This is a genomic window from Dactylosporangium sp. CA-092794, from assembly GCF_050948465.1.
In the GTDB taxonomy this organism is placed as follows: domain Bacteria; phylum Actinomycetota; class Actinomycetes; order Mycobacteriales; family Micromonosporaceae; genus Dactylosporangium.
On sequence record NZ_CP192044.1, the window covers coordinates 1,408,800 to 1,434,946 of the forward strand.

Below are 26,147 nucleotides of genomic sequence, written 5' to 3' on the forward strand. Positions count from 1 at the left end.
CCCGGCTCGAGGCTAGTTGAACTCCACTGGCTCAGTTGAACTCCATACCGCCGTTGACGTTGAACGCCGAGCCGGTGATGTTCCGGCCCTTGTCGGAAGCGAGGAATGTGACCATCGCCGCGATGTCTTCGGGCTCTTGCAGCCGGCCCAGCGCGATGCGGTCGTAGAAGGTCTGCCAGACGTCGTCCTGGTCCTTGCCGGTCATCGCCGACATCCGCGAGACGACACCTTCGTGCAGCTCGGTGCGGATCACGCCGGGACAGACGGCGTTGACGGTCACGTCGAACTGGGCCAGCTCACGTGCCATCGTCTGGGTCATCCCCACCACCGCCCACTTCGAGGCGGCATACGGCAGGATGTTCGGCGAAGCCCGCTTGGCGACGACCGACGAGATGTGGATGATGCGCCCGGAACGCTGAGCGATCATGGTCGGAGCGACCGCCTTCGTCGTCAGGAAGACGCCTTTCGCGTTGATGTCCATCACCCGGTCCCACTCCAGCTCGGTCAAGTTCTGGAAGGGCGCCGGGTTCGGGCCCACGCCGGCGTTGTTGACCAGGACATCCACCCGTCCGAGGTCCGAGAGCACCGTACCGGCGAGCTCCTGGCTTGATCGCTCGCTGCGGACGTCGTGCTCGTAGGCGACGGCCTGAGCACCCTTGAGACGGAGTTCCTCGGCGGTGGCCTCGGCCGCCGGCGCGTCGATGTCCGCCACCGCGACGGCGGCGCCGTCGTCGGCCAGCGCTCGCGCGATCGCCTTGCCGAGGCCGCGGGCCGCTCCCGTGACGATCGCGACGCGTCCGGTCAGTGGTGCGCTCACTGGACACCCCACAGCTTCTTGAAGGCGCCCTCGTAGGCGGCGGGGTCACCGAACCACTTGCCGGACTCGTAATCGTTGCTGTTCAGCTGGATGTCGGTCATGGATTGCTTCGTGTACGTGCGGAGCGGGATCTTCTTGCCGTGTTCCTCGGCCATCGGATCCGCGCCGAGCATCTGGCGGACGAGCATGTCCATGGACGCCCAGGCCTCGTAGTTGATGTCGCTGCCCGTGTCGGCGAACATGGCGCCGGAGTTGATCGACTGCAGGGCACCCAGCGTGCCGTTGACGGACACGATCTTCACCTGGCCGGCCTTCTGCTGCTGCGTCACGCCCTGGATGGCGCCCTGCGCGACGACGTCGAACTGTGCGTAGACGTAGTCGGCGTTCGGGTGCTGCACCAGACCCGTCGCCACCAGCGACGGCACGTTGCCCAGCTGGCTGCTGTTGATCGCGAGCTTGTTCAGCTTGCAGCGGGGACAGTTCTGCTTGAACTCGGGCTCGATGCCCTTGGCGACCGAGTTCGTGGTCGCCTCACTGTCGTTGATCGCGATGAGCAGCACCTCCGCGTCTCCGCCCGAGTCGACGATGATCTGGTCGGCGGTGATCGCGCTCTGCTTGACCTCTTGCCGGTCGAAGGCGCTGACCATCGAGGTGTACTGCCCGGGTACCTCCTGGTTGATGTTCAGCGCCACGGTCGGAACCTTCTTGGTCACGACGTCCTGGTATGCCTGGGGTGCGAGCCCGGGCGGGATCGAGTCGGTGATGATGCCGGCGGCGCCCGACGACGTGGCCTGGTTGAAGCAGCTGGTGATGTCGGCCGGGTTCGAGTTGCCGTTGCAGACCGTGACCGACATGCCGAGCGCGCCGGCGGCCTTCTTCAGCAGGTTCGCCTGTGACTGGAACAGCGGCGGGGCGGTCAGGATCGGGATGTAGAAGATCCGCTTCCCCCGTAATGTCGAGGCGGCCTGGGTCACCGGGGGGAAGTCGATGTTCACCGGCGGGCCGGTCTTGACGTAGGCGTCCAGTGCCTGCTGTGCCGCGCTGACGTCGCTGGAGTTCGTCGCGGCTGCGGAGGGTTCCGACGCGCTCTGGCATCCGCTCAGCGCGAGCGTCGCCGAAGCCGCGACCGCCAGGAGACCGGCGGACAAGGGGCGGGTGGTGCTCATGGGCTTCCTTTCGAAGCAGAGGCCGATGGCGGGATTGCGAGCACCGCTCAGGGGCGCCGGGCGCGCCGGCGCACGAGCGTGGAGACGGTCACCGAGAGCACCAGGGCGGCCCCGTAGAAGACCTGGCTGATCCAACCGACGTAGCCGAGGAGCTGGAGGCCGACGATGCCGGTGACGAGGAAGTAGATGGCCACCCACGAGCCGATCGGGTTGAACCTGCCCGGTTGGATGACGGCGGTGCCCAGGAAGGTGGCCGAGAACGCCGGCAGCAGGTACAGCTGCGACTGGCTGGCGTCGTAGCCGCCGACCGCCGACGCGAGCAGGACGCCGCCGACCCCGCAGATGAGACCGGAAGCGACGAAGGCTCCGAAGCGGATCCGCCGCACGTTGATGCCCGCGAGGCGGGCCACCTCGGGGTTGGCGCCGACGAACCGCATGTTGCGGCCCAGCGGTGTTACGGCGAGGACATAGGCGAGGGCAATCGTCAGCACGACGCCGTAGTAGAAGGAGATGGGCAACCCCAGCACGGGGTAGGTGGACAGCTTGGCGAAGTCCGGCGAGAGGCCGCTCACCGCGGTGAGGTTCTCGATCTTCAGGGCGAGCCCGAGCACCAGTGTTCCCATGCCGAGCGTCGTGACGATCGGATCGATGCCGAGGAACACGACGATCCACCCGTTCGCCGCCCCGACCGCGGTCGCGGCCAGGACGGCCACGATGCACGCGACCCAGATGTTCTGCCCGTGCAGGACGACCAGCACCGGGACGACCGTCGCCGCGAGCCCGAGATTGGACGCGAACGAGAGGTCGAATTCCCCGACGACGAACGTGCAGATGAGCGCCATGCACAGGAACACCAGCGCCTGCTGCGATCCGAAGATCGCCCGGAACGTGCCGGAGGTCGGAAACAGGTCGGGGACGAGGAGGGCGTAGAACAGGGCGAGCACGGCCCAGACCCCGATGACGGAGAATCTGCTGGGCTGGAGCCGGGCCGCGAACGACGTGCGTCGCTCACCGATCTTGGGCGGTGTTTCGGCTGCGGTGGCGGTCATGGCTGGCGGTCTCCAGGTGTCGAGGCGGCGGTCATAGGGCGTCGAGGACGTCGGCGGCGGTGAACCGGCCGGTCAGCCGGCGATGTTCCTGGCCGGCCCGCAGCACGATGACGTCGTCGCAGACGTACGCGAGGTCGGTGGCCTCGACCGAGCAGATCAGGACGGCGGTCCCGGCGTCGGCGACCGCGCGTACCACGCGCAGGATGTCGACCCTGGCTCCCACGTCGACCGCCTGCGTCGGCTCGTGCAACAGGAGCACGTCCGGCCGGTTGAGCAGCCACTTCCCGAGCAGCAGCTTCTGCTGGTTGCCGCCGCTGAACGAGGCCGCGGGCAGGTCCGCGGCGGGCGGAGTGATCCCGAGCAGGCCGACGATCTCGGCGAACTCCCGGCGTTGCCAGCCCTTGCCGATCGCGAAGGGGTTCGCGTGCCGGCGCAGGCGAGGCAGGGTGACGTTCTCGAGCGCCGTCATCGCCAGCGCCAGCCCTTCGTGCGCCCGCTGCTCGGGAACGTAGGCGATACCGGCCGCGATGTGGTCGCGCACGGCACTGCGCGCGAGGTCGAGCCCGCGTTGCCGGGCACCGGTGCGCACGATCCCGGTCACGTCGGACCTCGCGCCGGCGAGCGCGGCGGCGAGCACCTCGTGGCCGGCGTCGGTCGCGCCGGTCACGCCGAGGACCTGGCCGGGCTTGAGGTCGAGGTCGAGTCCGGTCAGGCCGCCACCGCTCACGCCGCGGGCGGACAGAGCGGGGCGGTCGGTCCCGGGGCCGACCGGCCGGGGTGGCAGGTCCGCGAGCTCCACCTCCCGGCCGAGCAGCAGACGCGCCAGCGCCGCCTCGGTCATGCCGCCGGTCTCGATGCCCGACGCGCGCGCCTGCCCGTCCTGCAGCACCGTGACGCGGTCGGCGAGGAGCAGCACCTCCTCGAGCCGGTGGCTCACGACCAGCACCGAGGTTCCCTCGGCGGCGAGCACCTTGACGATCTCGTAGAACTCGGGCAGCGACTCTCGCGGGAGCGATTGCGTCGACTCGTCGAAGACGATGCAGCCGCCGCCCGATTCGTGGCTTTGCAGGGCCCGGGCGATGGCGACCAGCGCACGCTGGCCGGGACGCAGGTCGCCGAGGCGCGCCCGCGGGTCGATCGCGGATCGCAGCCGCTGCAGCGTGGCCGCCGCTTCGGCGACCTCGGTGCGCCAGTCGATCCGCCGGGTCAGGCGGTGCCGGCGCAGGCGCCCCATCCTGATGTTCTCGACCACCGTCGCGTCCTCGATGAGGCCGAGGTCCTGGTGGACGAAGGAGAGGCCGTGCCGATTCAACTGCGTGGGTCTGGTCGGCAGGTCCAGCTTCTGGCCGTTGACCTCGAGCGTGGCGCCCGGGTCGGGGGCGATCACTCCCGAGAGGATCCGGACGAGCGTGGACTTTCCCGATCCGTTCTGGCCCACGAGGGCGTGGATCTCCCCTGGTGCCAGCTCCAGCCCGACGTCGCTCAGCACCCGGCTCGACCCGTAGGTCTTCGACGCGTGAGCGAGCGCGAGTCGTGGCGTTGCCGGAGCGGCGTCCGGGTCGAGCGGCGCCAGGAGCTCACGACGACCGTTCACGTGTCCTCCTTGGCCATCCCGATCTCACCCCTGAGATCGGCGTCACACGACCGTAACACCTACCGTGGTAGGTAGCGCAAGGGCCGAGTCGCCGAGGTTCACGGCTTGACCATCGTCCGACCTTGCATTTAGCGTCTTACGTACCTACCTATGTAGGTAACTAGGAGGGAGAAGTCGGTGCTGCTTAGCGGAGTGGTTCCGTTTCCGCAGGAGTTCGCCGCGCGGTACCGGGCGCGCGGCTACTGGGATGACCGGCTGCTGATCGAGCACTGGGAGGACGCCTTCGCCGCGTTCGGCGACCGGGTGGCGGTCATCGACGACCAGGAGCGCTGGACCTACGCGGAGCTGGAGCAACGTTCGATCAGGCTGGCGGGGGTGCTGGTCGATCTGGGCCTGCGACCCCGCGACCGGGTTGTCGTGCAACTGCCCAACACCAACGCCTTCGTCTGTCTCTACGTCGCCCTGCAGCGGATCGGTGCGATCCCGATCATGGCCCTGCCCTCCCACCGCTACCGGGAGGTCGAGCAGTTCGTGCGGCTCTCGGGTGCGGTCGCGCTCGCGTCCCCGGCGCGGGTGAAGGACACCGACTTCACCGAGATCTTCGAGCGCGTCGCCGCGGACCAGCCCTCGCTGCGGTGGCACCTCACGCTCGGCGCGGCCGACACCACGGGCGACAAGCGGCGTCTCGACCTGGCCGAGCTCATGGCCGGCGAGCCCATCACCTCGGCCCAGGACCTGCTTGACCTGCGGGGCGACCTGGACCCGGAGGACCCCGCGGTCTTCCAGCTCTCGGGCGGCACCACGGGTATCCCGAAGCTGATCCCGCGCAGCCACAACGACTACGCGTTCAATTCACGGCTTGCGGTGTCGGTCTGCGACGTCCGCCCCGGCGACGTGCTCCTGGACGTCCTGCCGATCTCGCACAACCTGCCGCTCGCGTGCCCGGGTCTGCAGGGTTTCGTGTTCGCGGGAGCCACCGTCGCGCTGTCCACCTCGACCCGCGCCGGCGACGTGTTCGCCCGCATCCAGCGCGACGGGTGTACCCACATGCACGTCGTGCCGGCCCTGCTGATCAAGCTCATCAACGACCCGGCGGCGGACGAGTTCGATCTCGGCTCGATGCGCGTCATCCAAAGCGGCGGTCAGCGCCTGCAGCCGGAGACCCGCCGCGGCGCGCAGCGGGTGTTCGATCGCGCGACCGTTCAGGAGAACTTCGGCATGGCGGAGGGGCTCCTGATGTTCGTGCGGCTGGACGACCCGGAGGAGGTGCGGATGGAAACCGTCGGGCGGCCCATCTGCGTGGACGACGAGGTCCGCCTCGTGGATGCCGACGGACGCGACGTCGCCGACGGGGAGGTGGGCGAGCTGTGGGCGCGCGGCCCCTACACGCTGCGCGGCTACTACAACGCGGCCGAGCACAACGCGCGGGCGTTCTCGCCCGACGGCTTCTACATGTCGGGAGACCTCATGTGGCGTCACCCGTCGGGTAACTACGTCGTCGCCGGCCGTACCAAGGACCTGATCAACCGGGGCGGAGAGAAGATCTCGGCGGAAGAGGTCGAGAACCTGATCCTGACCCATCCGGCCGTGCTGAACGTCGCCTGCGTGCCGGTCGACCACGAGGTGCTGGGCGAGCAGATGTGCGCCTGCGTCATCCTCAGGCCGGGCGCCACGCTGACGCTGCGGGAACTGGTGGTACACCTGACCGGCTTCGAGCTGGCCAAGCACAAGCTGCCCGAACACCTGCGGATCTACGACGCCTTCCCGCTCTCGCCGGTCGGCAAAGTATCCAAGAAGGACCTTGTGGCGCAGTTGCGCGCACCGGTGGAGTGACGGGCTACCTACCGGGGCAGTAAGCTTATCGAGATCGCACGTGACGAATTCCCGCGATGGGACTGAACGATAGCGAACAGTATGACGAACTCGGACGGCGCGCCTGACGCACTCGTCCAGGCGCTCCTCGAACTCGGTTTCTCCCAGTACGAGGCCAAGTGCTACGTCGGATTGATGAGTGCTGCGCCGCAGACGGGATATCGGGTGTCCAAGACCACCGGTGTCCCGCAGCCGAAGGTGTATGAGACGCTGCGGAAGCTCGTCACGCGGGGCGTGGTGCGCGAGATCGCCGGCGACCCGACGCTGTTCAGCGCCATCCCGCCGGACGCGCTCCTGCGGCAGCTCGAGGACACCTTCGAGCGCCGGCTGGAGGACGCGAAGGCCTCGGTCAGGGCGCTCGACCCGGCGGAGCTGCCGCGCGATCTGGAGTATGTCGAGCGGTTGGAAGGTGTTCAGGCCGTGCTCGTCGCGGCCGGGGACCTGCTGGCCGGGGCGACCCGCCGGGTCTACCTCTCGGCGAGCGCCGATGAGCTGACGCTGCTGCGGCCGGCCATCGAGCAGGCCGTGGACCGTCAGGTGGATGCCGTGATCCTGGCCTTCGGTCGCGGCAAGGTCGACATCGCCGGCGCTCGCGTCTTCCGCCACGCTTCCACGGACGGCGCGCTGTTCCGTCACCACCAGGCCCGCCACGTCGCGCTCGTGGTCGACTCGCGCGAGACCGTCAACGCCATCGCCGCGGACGGCGCGTCCTGGCACGGCATCCGGACCGCGAGCGTGCCGGTCATCGCGGCGGTCAAGGGCTTCATCCGCCACGACATCGACCTGCAGCAGGTTTTCGCCGACTTCGGGCCGCAGCTGGTGGATGCCTACGGCCCCGGGCTGCAGATGCTCGAGAGCTATCGGCAGGATCACACCGCCGGTGCCGAGTCGCTGGCCGCGCACGCCCGGAGCCGCGCGGAGCGACTTCGAGCAGGGTGACGCGGCGGCCGCGCGCCGCGCCACCACCCGCCCGGGCCACCTGCCGGGCGCGCCGCTCAGCGCCGGCCCGAGATGCCCGCCTGCATGGCCCGGACGCCGGTGACGAACCCGGGCAGCGTCGTCGACCAGCGCTGGGCGCGGGTCTCGAGCTCCAGCGCGTCGCCGTGCACCGGCAGCTCGGCCTCCGCGCGCAGCGACGCCACCATGCGGCGCGCGAGGTCGCGCTCGAGGCCGGCCATCGCCGCCAGCCGCGCCGTCGCGGCGCCGGCCGGGTCGTCCTCCACGGCGAGCACCAGCCCGTCGCGCAGCGCGGACTCGGCGTCCCAAGCCTCCGACAGCAGGCAAGCGGCCGCCGCCCGCTGGTAGCCGACGGCCCGTTGCAGCAGCCACAGGTGTCCGCCGCCCGGATGCAGGCGGAGCCGGGCGAACCTGGTGTCGAAGCGCGCCCGCGGACCGGCGAAGCGCAGATCGCACGCCAGCGCCAGGTTCAGCCCGGCGCCCACGGCGGGGCCGTCGACGGCCGCGGCGGTCAGCAGCGGCGACCGCATCACCCGCAGGAAGCCCTCGTAGACCGCCTCGACCGGGGCGAAGTCGCCGTCCGCCGCGCTGAGCAGCGTGTCGAGCCGGGCGCCCGCGCAGAAGGCCGGTCCGCGGGCGGCGATGACCACCGCCGAGACCGATTCGACGGCCTCGGCCTCATCCAGGGCGGCGCAGAGGCCGCCGATCAGCTCCGCCGACAGGACGTTGCGGCGATCAGGGTCGTTCAGCGTCACGACCGCCACGTTCGGCGCCGCCACCGTCAGCTCCACCAAGCTCGTCATGGACTTGACCGTATCGTACTACCTACTGAAGTTGGTACTATCGGCGTATGAGATCTGTGGTCCTGTCTTCCGTCGTCCGCACACCGATCGGCCGGGCCGTCAAGGGCTCCCTCCGCGCGGTCCGCCCCGAAGACCTTGTCGCCGGCGTGATCGCGAGGGCGGTGTCGGACGCCGGCATCGACCCGGCGCTGATCGACGATCATGTGCTGGGTACCGGATATCCGGAGGGAAGGCAGGGCTACAACCTGGCGCGGCGGGCCGGCCTGCTCGCGGGCCTGCCCGTGGAGATCCCGGGCTCCACTGTGTCCAGGTTCTGTGCCTCCAGCATGCAGGCGACCCGGGTGGCCGCTCACGCGATCATGACCGGCGAGGCGCGGGCGTATCTGGTCTCGGGCGTGGAATCGGTCAGCCAGGTGGGCCGCACCCTGGCGGAGGAGCACCGGCACCCCGATCTGACCGAAAGCGGCCCCTTGCCGGACGTGTACGTGCCCATGGGGGTGACGGCCGAGAACGTGGCCGCCCGATTCGGTATCAGCCGCGCGGACATGGACGCCTTCGCCGTCCGCAGTCACCAGCGCGCGGTCGCGGCGACCAGGGACGGCTTCTACGCGCGGGAGATCGACCCCGTGCGGACGCCGGACGGCGTCGTCTACCAGGACGACGGTCCGCGGCCGGACACGTCGGTGGAACGGCTTGCGCAGTTGCGGCCGGCGTTCCGCGAGGACGGCGTGGTCACCGCCGGGAACTCCTGCCCCCTCAACGACGGTGCGGTGGCCGCGATCCTGGTCGACGAGGACTTCGCCGAAAAGCACGGCCTGCCGGTACGCGCCCGGATCCTGGCCAGTTCCGTGTCGGGCGTCGACCCGTCGGTGATGGGCGTCGGCCCCATCGACGCGATCGGCGAGCTCCTGGCCCGCACCGGCCGGAAGATCGACGACATCGACGTCGTGGAGCTCAACGAAGCGTTCGCGAGCCAGGTGCTCGCGGTTAGCCGCGCGGTCGGCATCGACATCGACGAGCAGCTCAATCCGCACGGCGGCGCGCTCGCCCTGGGACATCCGTTCGGCATGACCGGTCTGCGCCTGGTGGGGACGCTGGTGAACGGCCTGGAGCGGCGCGGGGGGCGGCTCGGGATCGCGACCCTGTGCGTCGGCGGGGGCCAGGGCATGGCGATGCTCGTCGAGCGGGTCTAGCGAGCGTGATGTCGCCGGCGCACCCGCCACGTGTCCGTCGCGGGTGCGCCGTACCCCTTGGGGTGTCAGGTGGTCGCGGTGAAACCGCCGTCGATGACCACGATCTCGCCGGTGACGAACGGGTGGGAGACGAGCAGGGCGTGCACCGACTCGGCGACGTCTTCGACCTCGACGTTGCGGCGCAGCGGCGTCTGCCTGGCCCGTCGTTCCATGAGGCCGTCGTAGTTGTCGCCCAGGGTCCGTTGCATCCACTCGCCGGCGATCCATCCCGGGGCCACCGCGTTCACCCGGATGCCGGGGGCCAGGGCCCGGGAGAGGGTGCGCGTCAAGGAGACCACCGCCGCCTTGGAGGCGGCGTAGGCCAATGGCTGCGGCCCGGGCCGCAGGCCGACGATCGAGGCGACGTTGACGATGGAGCCGCCGCCGGCGCGCAGGACCGGCGCGGCGGCCCGCGTCACCTGCACGAGACCCCGCACGTTGACCCGGAAGACCCGGTCCCAGTCGTCCAGGTCGATGCCGTCCAGGTCCTCCGGAGCCGTTTCTGAGGTCGTGCCGGCGTTGTTCACCAGCGCGTGCAGCTCGCCGTGCGGGGCGGCCGCATCGACCAGGGCGCGCACGGCCGCGTCGTCGGACACGTCGGCGGCCACGGCCCGGTGGTCTCCGCCGATGGCGGCGAGCTCTTTGAGCGTCTGGTGGGCCCGATCGGCCGACCGGCTGTAATTGATGGTGACGTCGTAGCCCGCCTGCGCGAGACGGATCGCGCAGGCGCGACCGATGCCGGTGGCCGAGCCGGTCACGAGCGCGCGGGGGCGTGCGGTGGAACTGGTCAAGACATCTCCTCGCTGAGGCGTTGGTTCACAGGCCCAGTACTCGTTCGGCGTTGGCGTGGAAGACCTTGTCCAGGACTTCCTGGCTGTAGCCGAGGTCGTCCCACTCCCGCAGGATGCGCGCGAACGGGATGCTCGGGTGGTCGGTCCCGAACATGATCTTGTCCTGCAGGCGGGCGCGGATGTCCACCTTCAGCGACGCCGGGAAGTGCTTCGGGGCCCAGCCCGACATCTCCCAGTAGACGTTCGCCTTGTGCAGCGCCACGGCGGTCATCTCGTCCACCCACGGGAAGCCCGGATGGGCGGCGATGATCGTCAATCCGGGCAGTTCCGCCGCCAGATTGTCGATGGCCATGGGGTGGGCATCGCTGATCTTGGCGCCCAGGCCGCCCGGCAGCCCGGCACCCATGCCGGTCGTACCGACGTCGATCATCACCGGCAGGCCCAGGTCCCGGATGCACTCGAAGAGCGGGCGATGGGCGGTGTCATCGACCCGGAAATGCCCCATGATCGGGTGGAAATGGAAGCCGAGGAGCCCGTCCTCCCGCCCGGCGCGCTCCGCTTCACGGATCGCGTCATCCCCTTTCAGGGGATCCACGGCGCCCCAGGCGCCGACGAATACGTCCGGATGGCGTGCTCGCATGGCGGCGGCCTGCTGGTTCGTGAACGGTTTGGCACCGGTCAGGAACTCGATGTCGAAAGCGACCAGGACGGCTTCGAGGCCGGCGGCCCGGATGTCTGCCACCACGTCGTCCTCGGGCCGGCCCACCCAGGGCTTGTTCCAGTACTGGGCCAGGGCTTCGGCGAACGGGCCTTGGGAGTCGACCCACTCCTGGGTGCCCGGATAGCAGTGGAGATCGATCCGCCGCATAGCTCCTCCAGAGTTCAGTATGTACCTACTCTAGTAGGTAGTAGTCGCACGGTATAGCCGATCCGGGCATTAGCCAAGACCTTGAGCCACCTTGCTTACTACGAAGGTAGGTGGCAGTATCGCCGCCATGACGAGCAACTGTCTGCTGGTGACGGCCCGGTTCGACGGCCGCCTGGTTGCTGCCGTCGCCGCCGGGGAAGCCCTCTACCGTCCGCCCTGGCTCCGCACCGCGGCCGGCGTGATCGACGCCCTCCGAGCCTGGCCGGAGCTCTCGGACCGGTGGAGGTCATGGCGGCCCGACGAGGCCGATCGCCTGACCGGCGCCCAGGTGGTGCAGCCCCTGCAGTACCCGCCGAAAGTGCTGTGCTCGGGGCCCAACTTCACCGATCACCTGGCCGAGATGGGCGAGAGCGGGCTCGGGGACGCCTGGAGCGCCTACTTCTTCCTCAAGCCTCCGACCACGACGCTGGTGGCCGATGGTGCGGATGTGCTCATCGACGACCCCGAGACGGCCAAGGCCGACTGGGAGGGCGAACTCGCCGTGATCATCGGCATCGGCGGCAGGCGTGTCCGCCCCGAGGACGCCATGCGTCACGTCGCCGGCTACATGGTGGCCAACGACATCTCGCTGCGCGCACCCCACCGCCGCGACACCCCGGCCAAGCCCTTCCAGTGGGACTGGCTCGCGTCCAAGGGCGCCGACACATCGCTGCCGATCGGACCCGGCCTGGTCCCGGCGTGGACCGTCGCGGATCCGCAGAAGCTGAGGATCCGCACACGCGTCAACGGTGAGCTGCGCCAGGACGGCAGTACCGCCGACATGGTGCTCGGCGTGGCGGAACTGATCGCCGACGCGAGCCGGCTGGTGACGCTCGAGCCGGGCGACGTGATTCTCACCGGCACGCCCGCCGGGGTCGGCGCCAGCACCGGCCGGTTCCTGAGCGACGGCGACAAGGTCGAGGTGGAGATCGAGGGCGTGGGGGCCATCAGCAACACCATCCGCCGCCGCCCGCCAGAGCACGAGGAGACTCCATGAGCATCACGCACCTGCGCAGCATCGCCATCTCCGCCGCCGACCCGGAGCAGCTCCTGCCCTTCTACGAAGACATCTGGGGGCTGCGGAAGGTCGGCACGACGGGCGACGGCACCATCCTGCTGCGCGCCAACGGCGAAGAGCATCATGTGCTGGCGCTCGTACCCGGACCCGGACACCGGATGGACGGCATCGGACTCGGCGCCTCCTCGCCCGCCTACGTCGACGAACTGGCCGCGGCGCTGGTCGGCTCGGGTGTCGAACCGGTCAGCGGCCCGGCGTCCCGGCCACCCGAGCTGGGCGGCGGTTACGGCGTGACCTTCCGCGACCCGGAGGGCCGCCTGATCGACGTGAGTGCGAACGTCGGCACGCACGAGCCGTTCGCCGCGGGAACCGGGCCGGGACCCGACCGGCTCAGCCACGTCGTCCTCAACTGCACTTCCCAGGCCGCGTCGGTCGAGTTCTACACCACCGTGCTCGGCTTCAAGGTCTCCGACAGCTACGAGAACGACCTCATGGTCTTCCTGCGGTGCAACCAGCTCCACCACTGCGTGGTCATGGCGCCGGGCCGATGGACGTCGCTCAACCACGTCGCCTTCGAGGTCGCCTCCGCCGATGAGGTCATGAAGGCGCTCGGCCGCATGCGCAAGGCCGGCGTCGACACCATCTGGGGCCCGGGCCGGCACGGTCCCGGAGGAAACGTCTTCTGCTACTTCGCCGACCCGGTCGGCAACGTCATCGAGTACACCGCCGAGCTCCTCGAGCTCGACGACTCCTGGGAACCGCAGGTCTGGCGGCGCACACCGGAGAACGCCGACGTCTGGGGCACCAGCGGCGGCATCACCCCCGACGTCATCGCCGCCATGTCCAACCCGCCCGCCGGCGCTCTCGCCGAGCCGGAGCGATCGTGAGCCGCCGCATGCGCGGCTACGTGATGCGCGCCTTCGGCGCACCGGACGTGATGGAGCTGGTCGACGACCTGCCGGTCCCCGAGCCGGCCGACGGCGAGGTCCTGATCCGGGTCCAGGCCATCGCGCTGGCGCGGACGAAGGACGTGGCCATGCGGGCGGGCCGCCCGCCGTTCGCCCCGCGGGTGTCGCTGCCGCACACACCGGGAACCGAGCACGCCGGCGTGATCGAGGCCGTAGGGACCAACGTCGACCCCGCACTGCTCGGCACCCGGGTCGCGGTCTCCGCCGTGCTGACCTGCGGCGCATGCCGGGCGTGCCGGCGTGGACGCGAAGAGGCCTGCGCGGACTTCCGGCTGGTGGGCGTGGACCGTCCCGGCTGCTACGCCGAGTTCGTCACCGTACCCGCCGCCAACGCATTCCCGATCCCGGACGACCTGCCGATCGCCCACGCGGCCGCGCTGGCCGCGAACGGCCCGGTGGCCCGCGCGCAGCTGGACGCCGGATCCGTGGGCAGCGGTGACGTCGTCGCGATCATGGGCGCCGCCGGCGCTCTCGGGTCCACCGCGGCCTGCCTGGCGCATCACCGCGGCGCATCCGTGATCGCGGTGGACCGAGTGGCATCGAAGGCCGGCCTGCTGGCGGCGCTGCCCGCCGACGGCATCTTCGACGGCGCCGACCCGGAACTCGCGGCGAAGCTGCGCGCCCACACCGGCGGATGGGGCATCGACTGCGTCGTCGACAACCTGGGCCTGCCCGACCTGTGGCTCGCCTACCGGCCCGCGGTAGCCACCCTGGGCCGGATCGTCGTCTCGGGCGCCATCGGCCGCGACGCGATCCCGATGGAGCTGCTGCCGTTCTACCTGCACAGTCAGTCGCTGATCGGCGTCCGCACCGGCAACTTCACCCAGATGGCCGGACTCTGGAGCGACGTGAGCGCGGGCTTCCGCCTGCCCGGCACCGTCGTGCGAACCATGCCGTGGACCGACATGCCGCAGGCCCACGCCATGGTCGAGAACGGAGCGGCCATCGCACAGACCGTCCTGGAGGTGTCATGACGAAGCCGAAAATGCTCGCGCCGGGCGAGGGCCGTCTCATCGCGGGCGGAGGTCTGCACGCGACGCTGAAGGTCGCCGGAGGCAGCGAAGGGCTCACCTCGACCTTCGAGGTCGTGGTACCGCCCGGCTACGACGTCGGAGCCCACGTGCACACCATGGGGGAGGAGCTGTTCTACGTCGTCGAAGGCGAACTGGACCTGCTCGCCCTGGAGCCGACGACGCGGTCCGGCAACGACTGGCACGAGTGGGTCGCTCCCGACGGCCACACCTACATGCGGGGCGGACCCGGAGCCATGCTCTTCGTGCCCGCCGGCTGTCCCCACGCCTTCGCGAACCCGACGGACAAGCCCGCCAAGATGCTGTTCCAAGCGGCGCCGTCGGGCCACGAGGACTACTTCCAGGAACTCGCGGACTTCCTGCGCGCCAGCAACGGACCGCCGGACCAGGAGGAGCTCGGCCGGATTCGCCGGCGCCACGACATTGAACAGCTCACGCCCTTCCGCGGCGGAACACCACTGACAGCGAACCAGGGAAGCCGATGACGACCGGCACCCAGGTGCGCCGGGTCCCGGTCGTGCGGATCGATACCGTGGCGCTGCCGTCCTAGCGCAACGGCCATGGTGAATTTGTGGATCACCTGACGATGGAGGCTTCGGCGCACTCCCTCGAACGCGCTCGGAGAGTGGGAGAGCGGCACGAAGAGCATCCCACCCGCTTCGGTGAGCCGTGAGCGGCGCGCGTTCGTGGGTTCTGCCCCAGATCGAGGGGTTCGACGGCCCCGCCGCGGATCTCATGCCCGTCCCGGGTACGTTGAGTGACCATGGCGTGGTTCACCGAAGTCGAGCTCGGAGAGCTCGCCGGCAGCCGGTCGTTCGGCCGGGGCGGGAGTACGTCGAGGCGGTTACCAACGTGCGTGGCCTGTGACCGGCGGTGACACCCTATGCCTGACGATGACCAGGTGCTGCTGCACTGGCTGGAAAGTCTGCCGGAAGAGGCGCTTGCCCGGCTGCTGGCCGCTCGCCCGGAATCGCTGGAACCACCCTGGCCCCGGCATCTGCGGGCGCTGGCGGAGCGGATCGGCGAGCCGGAGGCGGTCACCATGACCGTCCGACGGCTGCCAACCCCGGCCGTCCAGGTGCTGAGGGCCCTCGCCGCCCTGCCGGTCGGCGCGACGCGGGAGACCCTGGCGTCGTTCCTCGGGCTTGCGCAGGATGATCCCGACCTGGCCCAGACCTTGGCGACGTTGGCCGAGTACGGGTTGGCGTGGGCCGACGAGGGCGACCAGCTTCGCCAGCCCCGCAGGGCGGCGGCCGGATGGCAGCACCCGCTCAACCTCGGCCGGCCGCTCGCCGCGTTCCTCGAGAATCTCAACCTCGGGCGGGTCAAGGAGTTGGCGCGTACCCACAATCTGTCGCTGCACGGCGGGAAGCACGCCCTGACCGAACGACTCACGGCCTACCTCAGCAGCCACGATCGGGTGGCCGGCATCGTGGCAACCGGGCCGACCGGGATCGAGGATCTGCTGCGGCCGTTCGTCTGGGACCAGCCGATCGGTGCGGCCCTTGGGATACGCTCCTTTGCCCCGCCTGATGGGCCGGCGACACCGGTGCGTTGGGCCGCCGATCGCGGGTTGCTGTGGCACCAGGACTGGGACTTCGCCGAGATGCCCCGTGAGGTGGCCCTGGCCCTGCGGGGCAGGGACTATCACCCCCCGTTCGACCCGAGACCCCCGGCGGTCGCGACGGTTGCGGCCGATCCGGAGGCGGTCGACCAGGCCGCCTCCGTGGCCGCGGGTCACCTGTTCGACCGGGCCTGCGCGCTGCTCGATCTTGCGGCCAGGACCCCGCTGGCCACCGTCAAGACCGGCGGCGTCGGCTCACGCGAGATCAAGCGCGTTGCCAAGCTCCTCTGCTGTGCCGAGGATGAGATCCGGGTACTGCTGGAGGTCGCCTTCGACGCCGGGCTGATCGGCGAACTCGAAGGCGCCGTCCGGGCGACACCGGCCTGCGCCGGATGGATGGAGGGCGATCCGGCGCAGCGGTATGCGACCCTGGCCCGGGCCTGGTGGACCAGCCCGCGCTCGGCGCTGTGGGTGCCGGAGGGGCCGCGGCCGGCAGCCCTGGCCGACACCGTGTCTGGCGAAGCCGGGGTCGCGGTCCGGCGGGCGCTGCTCGCCGCGCTGTCCCGGCTTCCCGCCGGGTCCGGTGTGGACACGGCCGAGCTGGCCGGCGGCCCTGGCGGGATGGACCCGGTCGGGGAAACCGGCGGGATCGCCGGGTACGTGCGGTGGCTCTGCCCGGCATACCCGACCGACCTGGTCGACGGCTGGATCTCGTCCGCAGCCGCCGAGGCGCAGCTGCTCGGTGCGGTGGCCGGGGGCGCGGTGAGTACGTTGGGCCGAGCCCTGGTGGAGGACGGCGACGTCGTCACCACCGCGCGGGGGCTGCTGACTGTGACCTGCCGGACGGCCCTGCTCGGCGCGGACCTGACGGCCGTGGTGGCCGGCCCGCCGTCAGCCGAACTGGCCCGCGTCCTCGACCGCCTGGCCGACCGGGAGTCCCGGGGTACCGCCTCGATCTGGCGGTTCAGCCCGGCAACAGTGCGCAGCGCCTTCGATGAGGGGTTCACCGAGGAGCGGATCCTGGCCGACCTGGCCGCCATCGCCGCGGGCGGGCTGCCGCAGCCGCTGGAGTACCTGGTCAAGGACGTGGCCCGGCGGCATGGTGAGGTCGGCGTCACCGGGGTGGTCTGCGTGATCCGCGGACTGGACGAGCCCCTGCTGGCCGAACTGCTCGCCCATCGCAAGCTCGCCAAGCTGGGACTGCACCCTCTGGCACCGACCGTGCTGGCCAGCGGACTCCCGCCGGACCAGACCCTGGCACTGCTGCGCGAGGCCGGGTACGCCCCGGTGCCGACCGGACTCGACGGCGTCTCGACGATCCGACGCGCTGACCAGTCGAGGGCCGGTGGGGCGGCCCGCGCTGAGGATGCCGGCCAGAATCCCGCCAAGAGCGCGGCGCCGCGCCCAGCCGAGGCCGGTACCGCCGTCGCGGCTCTCGATCCGCGGGTGCTGGCCGAGCGGCTGCGGGCCACTCCGGTTCCAGTCAGAATGTCCGAGGCCGAGACCTGGGAGGTGATCGCGCGGCACACCGGGCACCAGCGCGGCGCCGCCCTCAGCGGGTTGCAGTACTTCGCGACCTACGGGGTGCCCGTGCGGGTACAGGAGAGGCTCGAAGACGGCACGGAGACCTGGTGGGAGCTGCGGTCCGTGGAGATCGTGGAGGATGTGCTCATCGGCTGGTGCCCCGAACTCCAGGACTACCGCCAGGTCCGGCTCGACTCGATCGCCCTGGTGCGCCAGCACTGGAGCTGAGGCAAGGCCCGGGCCGCTGCGGCTGGTGATCAGCGGCACGATGACGCGGTGTTCCAGCGTGCGCAGTATGGGCATCCTGCTTCCCAGGCCGCTGCTCCTGAAGGCCGCCCGCTCCGGGCTGGATGTGGCCGGCATCGCCCGCACCTACCGCGTCACCGAGGAGATGGCCCGGTACCGGTACAACAGCACACGCATCGGCCGTCAGGTAGCCGGCGCTCGTGCACGTCTTTCCTGACGGCTAGACCGGTGTTACTCACCGACGGTGACCCGCCTTGTCACGGGCCACCGGGGCAGGCGCGAATCGTACCGCCTCGGCAGGCCCGACGAGGGGCTCGCGACTTTGATCTTCCAGACCGACGGGGTGTGAGGCCCGCCGCCTGATACGACTCGCTAGGCCCGTGGGCTGTGCCACTATGCATGGGACCGACCCCAAGGCAGGTAGTTCGCAGGATCGGGCGGACCTCGAGCGGCTCCAGCGACTGACCGACGATCGTGGCAACCCAAGCGCGTCCGCCACTGTTCGTCGGGTCAACGCGAGGATGCCCCGGGCCGTCGGGCCGGGGCATCCTCAACGTCTTTTCGAACGTGAAACTAGCGTCCACCATTAGTGATCTACCAGTCACGTCGCACGTTTGCAGTTCTGTGACGTGCCCCCGGCGGGTCCCTCAGAGCATGGGAAACGGCCATGACCGGCGGTGATGCCGACGTCGTGATCATCGACAGTTGCTGGCCGGTGCCGCCGCGCGAACAGTAGCAAGCGGTTCGTGCCCGTCCGCATCAGAGTTGGCGGACGGGCCGTAGCCCGGTGGGGCGGGGCTACGTCGTCCGGACCAGAGGGTCATGGTGTGCAGCTGTGGCCTGGGCCATGCGTTTGGTGGCGAGTGTGCGTCGGCGAGCCTCGTCGCAGCCGCCAGACGGACTGTGGCCCGGTCCGGATGTGACGTTCCAGGGCAAGTGGGAGGAGCGCAGCTGGCGCAACGTCCTGGGCCCGTTCTACGGCGGCATGACTGACAACTGCTGGGTCGGCCGGTTCCACGTGCCGCGCCACGTCCTCTATGGCGACGACATCGACTACGAGCAGGAGTTCCTGTACCGCTAGCCGCGCACCGTCGAGGAGCTGCGTCGATGCAGGTGTTGCGCGGTTTGCTGACGAGGTGAATGTCGGCGGTCTGGCTGGAATGGGTGAACCGCGACGAAGTGTCTTCAGGTCGGGTGGTTATGCCGGTGCGGTGCGTAACCACGTGGCAGTGAAGTGTGTCACTCGATTCGTGGGGTTCGGTGGCATGGCCTGCACCCGTGCGGTTGCGGCGTGGCGACGTTCAGTGATCGGTGCCATGACCATCTACCGCAACGTGCTGGTGTCGAAGTAACGTGCACGTGCATTTCGACATCGCTATATGGGTTCGGCTGGAACGGCGGTTGCCTTCGGCGCGGGGCTGCGGTCTCGCCTTACGGGGAGAAGGTTCGCTCGTGCGTGTTCATCGTGGGCTGTTTCGGTCGTTGCCGCGGTCTCGTTGGTTCGTGGCGTTGGCTGCTGGTGTGGTGCTTGTGTTGTTGGCGCCGCCGGCCGGGGCGTTGGCGGATCCGCCGACGGGTCCGGAGCCGTACCTTTCGGTGGCTGGTGAGCCGTTGGACGGGATCGGTGTCGAGGCGCCGTTCACGGTGGAGCTGTCCGACGCCGATGCGGTGTCCGGTGAGGTCACGTGGCTGGTTGATGACCATTTCGTGGGTAAGGACTCGGCGGCGCCGTATACGTGGGTGATTCCGGACACCCTGACGGACGGCAAGCACAAGGTGAAGGCCCGGTGGGTGACCAGCCCGCCGTCGACCGATGAGGTGTCGGCGTATTTCTGGCTGGGTGGGCCGTGGCAGCCGCCGAAGACGGTGTACGAGGAGCCCGCGCCGTCGCTGGAGAGCCTGTGGGTGACCGCTGACAACCGGCGGGAGCCGGTCGCCGGGCTGTATGACTGGTCGAAGGCCGGGTTCGGTGGCGGCACGGTGCTGCCGACGGATGCGAATGTCCGACCGGAGGCGCAGTGCCGGATCACGCCCGAGGAACTGCGTCAGGTCTACGGTGTGGTGCCCAACGACGGCGGGGACGATACCAACGGGTTGCAGGACGCGATCGACGACATCAAGGCGGTGTGCTCCCCGACCGGCGACTATACGAAGAGCAGCCGGATTCTGCTGCCGACGGGCACCCTGAACATCGACCACGAGTTGTCGATCGACGCCGACTATCTGATCATCCGGGGTGCCGGGTCTGATCCGGCGACGGGTACGCGGTTTGTGTACCGGCCCAATGCCGATACGCGCTACGACACGATCACCAGCGACGGTTCCCGCTGGGACCAGGATGCGATGACCTCGGGTGACGCCAACGGCGGTTGGCTCTGGCCGGGGCGGGGCCTGTTCCGGGTGCAGTCGCGGGCGGTGGACCCGAGGTATGCCGCTCAGTACGCCGCGGCCCCGGCGAACCGGAAGGATCTGTTCGAGGGCACGGTCAACGATCACTGGACCAGCGGGCTGCGGGTGCGGGGCAAGCCGGGGGATCCGAACTTCGCCGGCCGCAAGGGTGACACGGTGGTGTACCTGGCCGCGGATGCCTCGTTCGACAACTTGAAGGTCGGCGGCCTGGTCAACGTGATGGCGGCGAACTCGGAGAAGTTCTACGCCGAGATGCAGGCGCTGCCGACGAAGTGGCCGTTGGACAACTTGCACATGCGGCAGCAGATCTTCATGGTGACCGCGGGTGACCCGTTCGGCAAGACGCTGACGCTGGACAAGCCGCTGGAGTACGACTTGCCGGTCAACTCGACCTCGGATGGCTCGCCGGCGTTGAACGGTGCGGTGTTCGACTCGAAGGTGACCCCGCTGGTGGACGCGGTGGTCGGGGTCGGTCTGGAGGATCTGTACTTCACGCAGGAGATGCCGCAGCTGGACCGGGCGAATGCCAGCCACAACTACGGCAACATGGACCCGGCCGCGGCGATGCACGGCATCGTGTTCAAGTGGTCGGCGAACTCGTGGGTCAAGGGCGTGCGCGCGGAGATGACCGGCTCGCACCCGATCGTCACCGAGGTCGCTTCCAATCTGTCCATTGTGGACAATTATCTGGACGGTTCGTGGAACAAGGGCAAGGGCGGTAACGGCTATTTCCGTGGTTCGCGGGTGTGGGACTCGGTGTACGCCGGAAACACCACCCGTAACCTGCGGCATTTCACGTTCCAGTGGTCGGCGTCGGGGAACGTCGCGATCGGCAACAGCTTCGATTCGGACCTGAACCTGCACGGGGGCTACGAGCGCAACAACCTGTTCGAGCTCAACGAGGTGTCCACCCCGTATGCGCACCGATCGGACAGTTGCCAGTCCAACTGCGGTGGTGAGGGCGGCGACTCGGTAGAGGACGCCGGCTGGTATCCGATCTGGTGGGCGGCTGGGAAGAAGGCCGTGAAGTGGTCCGGTTCGTCCGGGCCGAACAACGTGTTCTTCAACAATCACCTGCGCAAGCAACTGGACAACGACACCACGCCGTACGTCGACTATGCCCCGTACGGCACCGACCGGCAGCGGATCTTCCGGTTCGGTTCCGACAGCTCTGGCGGATTCAAGCATCTGGCCTACAACGGTGAGCCGATCGCGGACTGGGCCGGCAACGAGACCCGTGACTACACCGCGGGCGCCGGGGTCGACGCGTCACGTACCGATCCCGGGCGGTCGTTGTTCCTCAAGTCTGTCAGCTTGTCCGGATACGGCGGGCCGCATCCGCAGCCGCTGCGCCGCACGTGGGGCTGTTCGTGCTGGGATGGCCGGGGCTGGGTCAACACCCGCCTGGCCGCGGATCCGGTGAACACGGCCACCGGCGGGCTGATGGAGACCTTCACTGACGCGTCGATCGCCGGCCTGGGCCGGTTCCTGGACTGGGGCCGTACCTACAACAGTCTCGACCTCACCGACGGGCCGCTCGGGCGGGGCTGGCAGTTCTCGTACAACCCGTCGGTCACCGCGGGCACCGACAACACGGTGATGATCCGCGACGGTACCGGCGGGCAGAGCCAGTACCGTCGCAACGCCGACAACTCGTACAGTGCGGTCGACCCGGGGGTCACCGCCACGCTGACCGACCGGCCGGGCGGCGGGTGGCTGCTGCGCAACCGCCTGGGCGACGAGTTGCTGTTCGACTCCGCAGGGCGGCTCGTCGCCGACCGCGACGAGCAGGGCCGCGGAGTCACGCTCGCCTATGCGGGTGGCCGGTTGCAGACGGTCACCGACGGCTTCGGGCAGACGTTCACGCTGCACTGGGGTGACACCGGACCGGCGGCCGGGCGGATCACGCAGATTACCGGGTCGGACGGGCACAGCGTCGGCTACGGCTACACCAGCACCGCCGGTGAGTCCCGGCTGACGTCGGTGACCGGGGTGGACGGCAAGACCACCAGCTACAGCTACGACCCGGCCACCGGCTACCTCAACGGCATCACTGACCCAGTCGGCAATGTGCTGGCCCGCACCGTCTACGACCCGGTCACCGGCCGGGCCGTCCAGCAGACCGACGGTGCCGGTGGGGTGTGGCGGTTCGCCTGGGACCCGGGCACGGAGACTGCCACCATCACCGATCCGACCGGCAGGGTCAGCAAGGACGTCTACCAGGGCAACGTGCTGGTCTCGCAGCTCGACGCGGACGGCCGCTCTGCCGATCTGTACTACAACGCCGACAACCACGTCATCGCCGAGAACACTACCGGCCAGGAACTGACCCGCGATGAGTACGACGGACGCGGGAACCTCACCCGGCGCACCTATCCGCCGGCCGAACACGGCGCGGCGCCGGCCACGGAGACGTGGACCTACGACACCGGCAACCGGGTGACCGCCCACACCGACGTGTTCGGCAAGGTCACCGGATATGAGTACGACGGCCAGGGCCGGCTCACGAAGACGACCTACCCGGACGGCACGACGGTCACCACCACCTACACCGCCCTCGGCCAGCCCAGGACCGTCACCGACCAACTCGGCCGGACCACGACCCTCACGTACGACGCCAGCGGCAACCTGATCCAGCAGGCGGAGCCCGGCGACCGGGTCACGACCTACAGCTACGACGCCGCGCACAACAAGCTGTCCGAGACCGACCCGCGCGGCAACGTGGCCGGCGCCGACGACGCCACCCGTGAGCGCTACACCAGTCACTGGACGTACGACGCCGTCGGCCGTGTGCTCACCGCCACTGACGCCCTGGACCACACCACCACCTACACCTACACCGCCAACGGTGAGGTGGACACCGAAACCAATCCCAGCGGCGGCGTCACCAGGTACACGTACGACGGCAACGACAACGTCCTCACCACCACCGACCCGAACGACCGGGTCACCACCAACACGTACGACGCCGCCGGTCGTCTCGCCTCGGTCACCGACGCCGAAGGCGGCAAGACCACCTACAGCTACGACGCCAACGGGAACCTGGCCGCCGAGACCGGCCCGGGCGGCAACGTTACCGGCGTCGACCAGGAAGCCCGCCGCCGGAACACCACCACATACGCCTACGACGCGGAGGGTCGGCCCACCCAGACCCGGGTGGTCGACCCGCAACGCCCCGACCGGTACCTCGTGACCACCACCGAGTACGACGGGCGGGGCCTGCCGGTGGCGGTCACCGATCCCGGCGGCGGCGTCATCCGCACCGTGTATGACCTGGCCGGACGCCCTGTCAGGACCACCGACCCGACCGGGGTGGTCAGCACCGTCAGCTACGACGACCTCGGCCGGGAAAAGACCCGCAGCGGCGGCGGCACCACCGTCACCAACACCTACGACGCCGCCGGCCGCCTGCAGCGGACCGAGACGGCCGGCGGCGCGGCCACCAGCTACACCTACTCCGACGACGACAACGTCAGAACCGTCACCGCCCCGGGCGGCCTGACTACCACGTTCGAGTACGACACGGCTGGCAACCGCACCCGGACCATCGACCCGCTCAACCGATCGGCGCGCACGCTGTACAACTCGGTCAACGGGGTCACCAAGACGATCGACCCGGCCGGCAAGGAAACCGCCTACGGCTACGACTCGTCCGGCCATGTCAACAAGGTCACCGACGCCAACGGTGGGATCACCCAGTACGCCTACGACAAGGCGGGCCAGCTCAAGACCCTCACCACGCCCAAGGGCGGCGCCTACACCTACACCTACACCAAGACCAGCCAGGTCAAGACGGTCACCACGCCGGCAGGCCGAGTCACCAGCTACACCTATACCCCCGACGGCCAGCCGAAGAAAGCTACCCTGCCCAGCGGGTCCATCACGTACAGCTACGACGAAATCGGCCGCCCCACCAAGATCGACTACAGTGATGCGTCCGCCGACGTCACCTTCAGCTACGACAAGGCCGGCCGGGTCCAGACCGTCGGCAACGGCATCACCACCGCCGAATACGGTTACGACCCGGCCGGGCGCACCGTCGCCATCAATCGCGGCACCCAGCGGTTCGCCTACGACTGGGATGACCAGGGACGTCTCGCCAAGCGGACGCTGCCCGACGGGCGGAGCCAGTCCTACACTTACGGCTCCGACGCGCGCCTGGACAAGACCACCCTCACCGCCGCCGCCACCAGCCGCGACATCAGCTACGGCTACGACGCCGCCCAACGCCTGCAGACCATCACCAGGTCGGACGGGCCTACCACCACACGCGGCTACGACAACGCCGGCCGCATCACTACCCTCCGGCACGCCGACGGCGGCGGCCACAGCCTGGTCCAGCAGAATGTGACCTGGACCGCCGCCGATAACCCCGACACGATCACCACCACCCGCGGCACCGCCACCACCGTGGCCACCTACAGCTACGACAACACCGGCCAGGTTACCCAACTATGCCTGCCCACCACCGGCGTCGCGTGTGCCGCCACCGATCCGCGGATCGGCTACGGCTACGACCTCAACGGCAACCGCACCAGCACCACGAAGATCAATGCCGGCACCGGCGGCTCCACCATCTCCGGCTACGACGCCGACGACCGGCCGACCACCAGCGCCGACGCCACCGGCACCACCACCTACACCTACGACGCCAACGGCAATCTCGCCGGCCAAACCAGCCCGGCCGGGACCCGCACCTACGCGTACGGCCTCGACGCCAACCTCCGCACGGTCGGTCTCGAAGACGGCCGCGCCATCGGCTACACCTACGACGAAGCCGGCAACCGCACCAGCCGCACCGTCAACGGCGCCGCCGACGCCGCCTGGACCTGGGATACCCTCGGCGACCTGGCCACCCGCCTCGACGAAACCACCGCTGGCGGCGCCACCACGCACCAGTGGTGGGCCGACCCGGTCAGCGCCCTGGGCACCGCCGTCGCGGACACAGCCGGACCCACACCGATCTGGCTGCTGGGCGACTACCAGGGCAGCATCACCGACGCCGCCACCGCGGCCGGTCTCACCTCCAGCCAGACCCTCGACCCGTTCGGCAACCCGGTCTCCGGCACGAGCGGTGGCCCGCTGGGTTTCCACGGCCAGTACCGCGACGACCAGACTGGCCTCTACGACGTCCGCGCCCGCGACTACGATCCCGCCACCGGCCGGTTCACCGCACCTGACCCCGTGGCCGCCGATCCGGGCACCCCGTTCGCCGCCACCTACCACTACGGCTACAACCGCCCCGGTGTGTTCACCGATCCCAGCGGTCAGTGGGTCAATATCCTCATCGGCGCCGGCGTCGGAGCGCTCGTCGGCGGCGCGGTCAGCGGCATCGTCGACTGCGCCATCGGCGGCAAACGCGGCTGGGATTGCGCCAAGAGTGTCGCCGTCGGCGCCGCCTGGGGCGCCGCCGCCGGCGCCCTGATGAGCGTCGGCCTGCCCGCCGGCGTCACCGCCTTCGCCGGCCGCGCCGGACCCTGGGGCCTGCGCGCCGCAGCATGGGGCTTCGACGCCCTCGTCGGCGGCGTCGCCAACGTCGGAGCCGGCGCCACCAACGCCTACCTCAACGGACACGGGTACAGCGGCGGTCAGGCCGCCGCCGACTTCGGCATCGGCGCCGCCGGCGCACTCGGCGGCCGGGCGCTGACCAAACTCGGCGGCAAAGCCTGGAACGCACTGCAACGCAAATTCTTCGGACCGAAACCGGCCAACCCCGCCACCGCGGCGTGCGACGACGCGGGCGGTGAGATCTCGGGCGGTACCAACCCGTCGGCGCCCGCCGGCAGCGGATCCCCTAGGTACTCGACTCCGTCCACGCCGGGGATGCGCAGCAAAATCAATCCCGGCGGCGGTACGCGGAACTGCGGGGGCGTCGCTTGTGCGGGGGACGCAACGCTAGGCGGAAATCCAACCTCGGTCGGCCCCGCCGATAGGCCGTTGAGAAGAGCGCAGATGGAGAAACTTATGGGACGCACGTTCGTGCGAGTCCGTGACCTGGACGACCTTGTCGATCGGGTGGAGTCGTGGGGTAGTGGGGCACGCGGCGTCGTCGGCGCCTGGCCAGCGGCGGAAACAAAACCGGGACACTACTTCAACGTGGTGAACAACAGTGGCCATGTATCATTCTTCGACTTCCAAAGCGGACAGGCTTCGCACGTCGACAGGTGGGACAGGTACTATCTGATGCGGACCAACTGAG

General features: G+C 69.6%; 18 protein-coding genes. 11 read left to right on the forward strand and 7 right to left on the reverse strand.

From position 1 onward, the window contains the following. Nucleotides 1-31: 31 nt before the first annotated feature. The 4 genes from ACQPXD_RS06210 to ACQPXD_RS06225 are packed head-to-tail and all read right to left on the reverse strand — an operon-like array spanning nt 32 to nt 4,626. The gene (locus tag ACQPXD_RS06210; RefSeq protein ID WP_432835697.1) at nt 32-817 is read right to left on the reverse strand and encodes an SDR family NAD(P)-dependent oxidoreductase; all 786 of its coding nucleotides are present in this window, start codon (nt 815-817) and stop codon (nt 32-34) included. Continuing rightward, nucleotides 814-1,983, reverse strand: coding sequence for a sugar ABC transporter substrate-binding protein (locus ACQPXD_RS06215; protein WP_432835699.1), 1,170 nt, complete (start codon nt 1,981-1,983; stop codon nt 814-816). The genes ACQPXD_RS06210 and ACQPXD_RS06215 overlap by 4 nt, the downstream gene beginning before the upstream one ends. A gap of 47 nt (nt 1,984-2,030) precedes the next feature. Then, nucleotides 2,031-3,032, reverse strand: a complete 1,002-nt coding sequence (locus ACQPXD_RS06220; RefSeq protein WP_432835701.1) for an ABC transporter permease — start codon at nt 3,030-3,032, stop codon at nt 2,031-2,033. Nucleotides 3,033-3,063: 31 nt separating this feature from the next. Beyond that, nucleotides 3,064-4,626, reverse strand: coding sequence for a sugar ABC transporter ATP-binding protein (locus ACQPXD_RS06225; protein ID WP_432835703.1), 1,563 nt, complete (start codon nt 4,624-4,626; stop codon nt 3,064-3,066). A 177-nt stretch (nt 4,627-4,803) separates the two neighbouring features. On the opposite strand from ACQPXD_RS06225, the gene ACQPXD_RS06230 reads away from it, so the two are divergent. Continuing rightward, nucleotides 4,804-6,459, forward strand: a complete 1,656-nt coding sequence (locus ACQPXD_RS06230; RefSeq protein WP_432835705.1) for a (2,3-dihydroxybenzoyl)adenylate synthase — start codon at nt 4,804-4,806, stop codon at nt 6,457-6,459. A gap of 81 nt (nt 6,460-6,540) precedes the next feature. Next, nucleotides 6,541-7,437 carry a TrmB family transcriptional regulator gene (locus ACQPXD_RS06235; RefSeq protein WP_432835707.1) on the forward strand — a complete coding sequence of 299 codons (897 nt, stop codon included), beginning with the start codon at nt 6,541-6,543 and terminating at the stop codon, nt 7,435-7,437. A 56-nt stretch (nt 7,438-7,493) separates the two neighbouring features. Here ACQPXD_RS06235 and ACQPXD_RS06240 read toward each other — a convergent pair whose 3' ends face one another. Further along, nucleotides 7,494-8,258 carry an enoyl-CoA hydratase-related protein gene (locus ACQPXD_RS06240; protein ID WP_432835708.1) on the reverse strand — a complete coding sequence of 255 codons (765 nt, stop codon included), beginning with the start codon at nt 8,256-8,258 and terminating at the stop codon, nt 7,494-7,496. A gap of 47 nt (nt 8,259-8,305) precedes the next feature. Between ACQPXD_RS06240 and ACQPXD_RS06245 the strand changes: the two genes are divergently transcribed. Next, nucleotides 8,306-9,451, forward strand: coding sequence for a thiolase family protein (locus ACQPXD_RS06245; RefSeq protein ID WP_432835709.1), 1,146 nt, complete (start codon nt 8,306-8,308; stop codon nt 9,449-9,451). Nucleotides 9,452-9,516: 65 nt separating this feature from the next. On the opposite strand, the gene ACQPXD_RS06250 is transcribed toward ACQPXD_RS06245, so the two are convergent. Together ACQPXD_RS06250 and ACQPXD_RS06255 are read right to left on the reverse strand one after the other, a co-directional pair. After that, nucleotides 9,517-10,281, reverse strand: a complete 765-nt coding sequence (locus tag ACQPXD_RS06250) for an SDR family NAD(P)-dependent oxidoreductase (RefSeq protein ID WP_432835711.1) — start codon at nt 10,279-10,281, stop codon at nt 9,517-9,519. 25 nt (nt 10,282-10,306) lie between these two features. Continuing rightward, a complete protein-coding gene (locus tag ACQPXD_RS06255) occupies nt 10,307-11,149 on the reverse strand; it encodes an amidohydrolase family protein (protein WP_432835713.1) in 843 nt (280 codons plus the stop codon). A 127-nt stretch (nt 11,150-11,276) separates the two neighbouring features. Between ACQPXD_RS06255 and ACQPXD_RS06260 the strand changes: the two genes are divergently transcribed. From ACQPXD_RS06260 to ACQPXD_RS06295, 8 genes are all read left to right on the forward strand, one after another. Then, nucleotides 11,277-12,185 (forward strand): fumarylacetoacetate hydrolase family protein, encoded by a 909-nt coding sequence (locus ACQPXD_RS06260; protein WP_432835715.1) that lies wholly within the window; start codon nt 11,277-11,279, stop codon nt 12,183-12,185. Then, nucleotides 12,182-13,093, forward strand: coding sequence for a VOC family protein (locus tag ACQPXD_RS06265; RefSeq protein ID WP_432835717.1), 912 nt, complete (start codon nt 12,182-12,184; stop codon nt 13,091-13,093). The genes ACQPXD_RS06260 and ACQPXD_RS06265 overlap by 4 nt, the downstream gene beginning before the upstream one ends. Continuing rightward, nucleotides 13,090-14,148, forward strand: a complete 1,059-nt coding sequence (locus ACQPXD_RS06270) for an alcohol dehydrogenase catalytic domain-containing protein (RefSeq protein WP_432835719.1) — start codon at nt 13,090-13,092, stop codon at nt 14,146-14,148. The genes ACQPXD_RS06265 and ACQPXD_RS06270 overlap by 4 nt, the downstream gene beginning before the upstream one ends. Continuing rightward, a complete protein-coding gene (locus tag ACQPXD_RS06275) occupies nt 14,145-14,690 on the forward strand; it encodes a cupin domain-containing protein (RefSeq protein WP_432835721.1) in 546 nt (181 codons plus the stop codon). The genes ACQPXD_RS06270 and ACQPXD_RS06275 overlap by 4 nt, the downstream gene beginning before the upstream one ends. 398 nt (nt 14,691-15,088) lie before the next feature. Beyond that, entirely contained in the window at nt 15,089-17,521 is a 2,433-nt protein-coding gene (locus ACQPXD_RS06280) for a helicase-associated domain-containing protein (protein ID WP_432835722.1), read from the forward strand. Nucleotides 17,522-17,588: 67 nt separating this feature from the next. After that, nucleotides 17,589-17,756, forward strand: coding sequence for a hypothetical protein (locus tag ACQPXD_RS06285; RefSeq protein ID WP_432835724.1), 168 nt, complete (start codon nt 17,589-17,591; stop codon nt 17,754-17,756). A 702-nt stretch (nt 17,757-18,458) separates the two neighbouring features. Continuing rightward, nucleotides 18,459-18,620, forward strand: a complete 162-nt coding sequence (locus ACQPXD_RS06290) for a hypothetical protein (RefSeq protein ID WP_432835726.1) — start codon at nt 18,459-18,461, stop codon at nt 18,618-18,620. Nucleotides 18,621-19,060: 440 nt separating this feature from the next. Beyond that, the gene (locus ACQPXD_RS06295; protein WP_432835727.1) at nt 19,061-26,146 is read left to right on the forward strand and encodes an RHS repeat-associated core domain-containing protein; all 7,086 of its coding nucleotides are present in this window, start codon (nt 19,061-19,063) and stop codon (nt 26,144-26,146) included. Nucleotide 26,147: the final 1 nt, after the last annotated feature.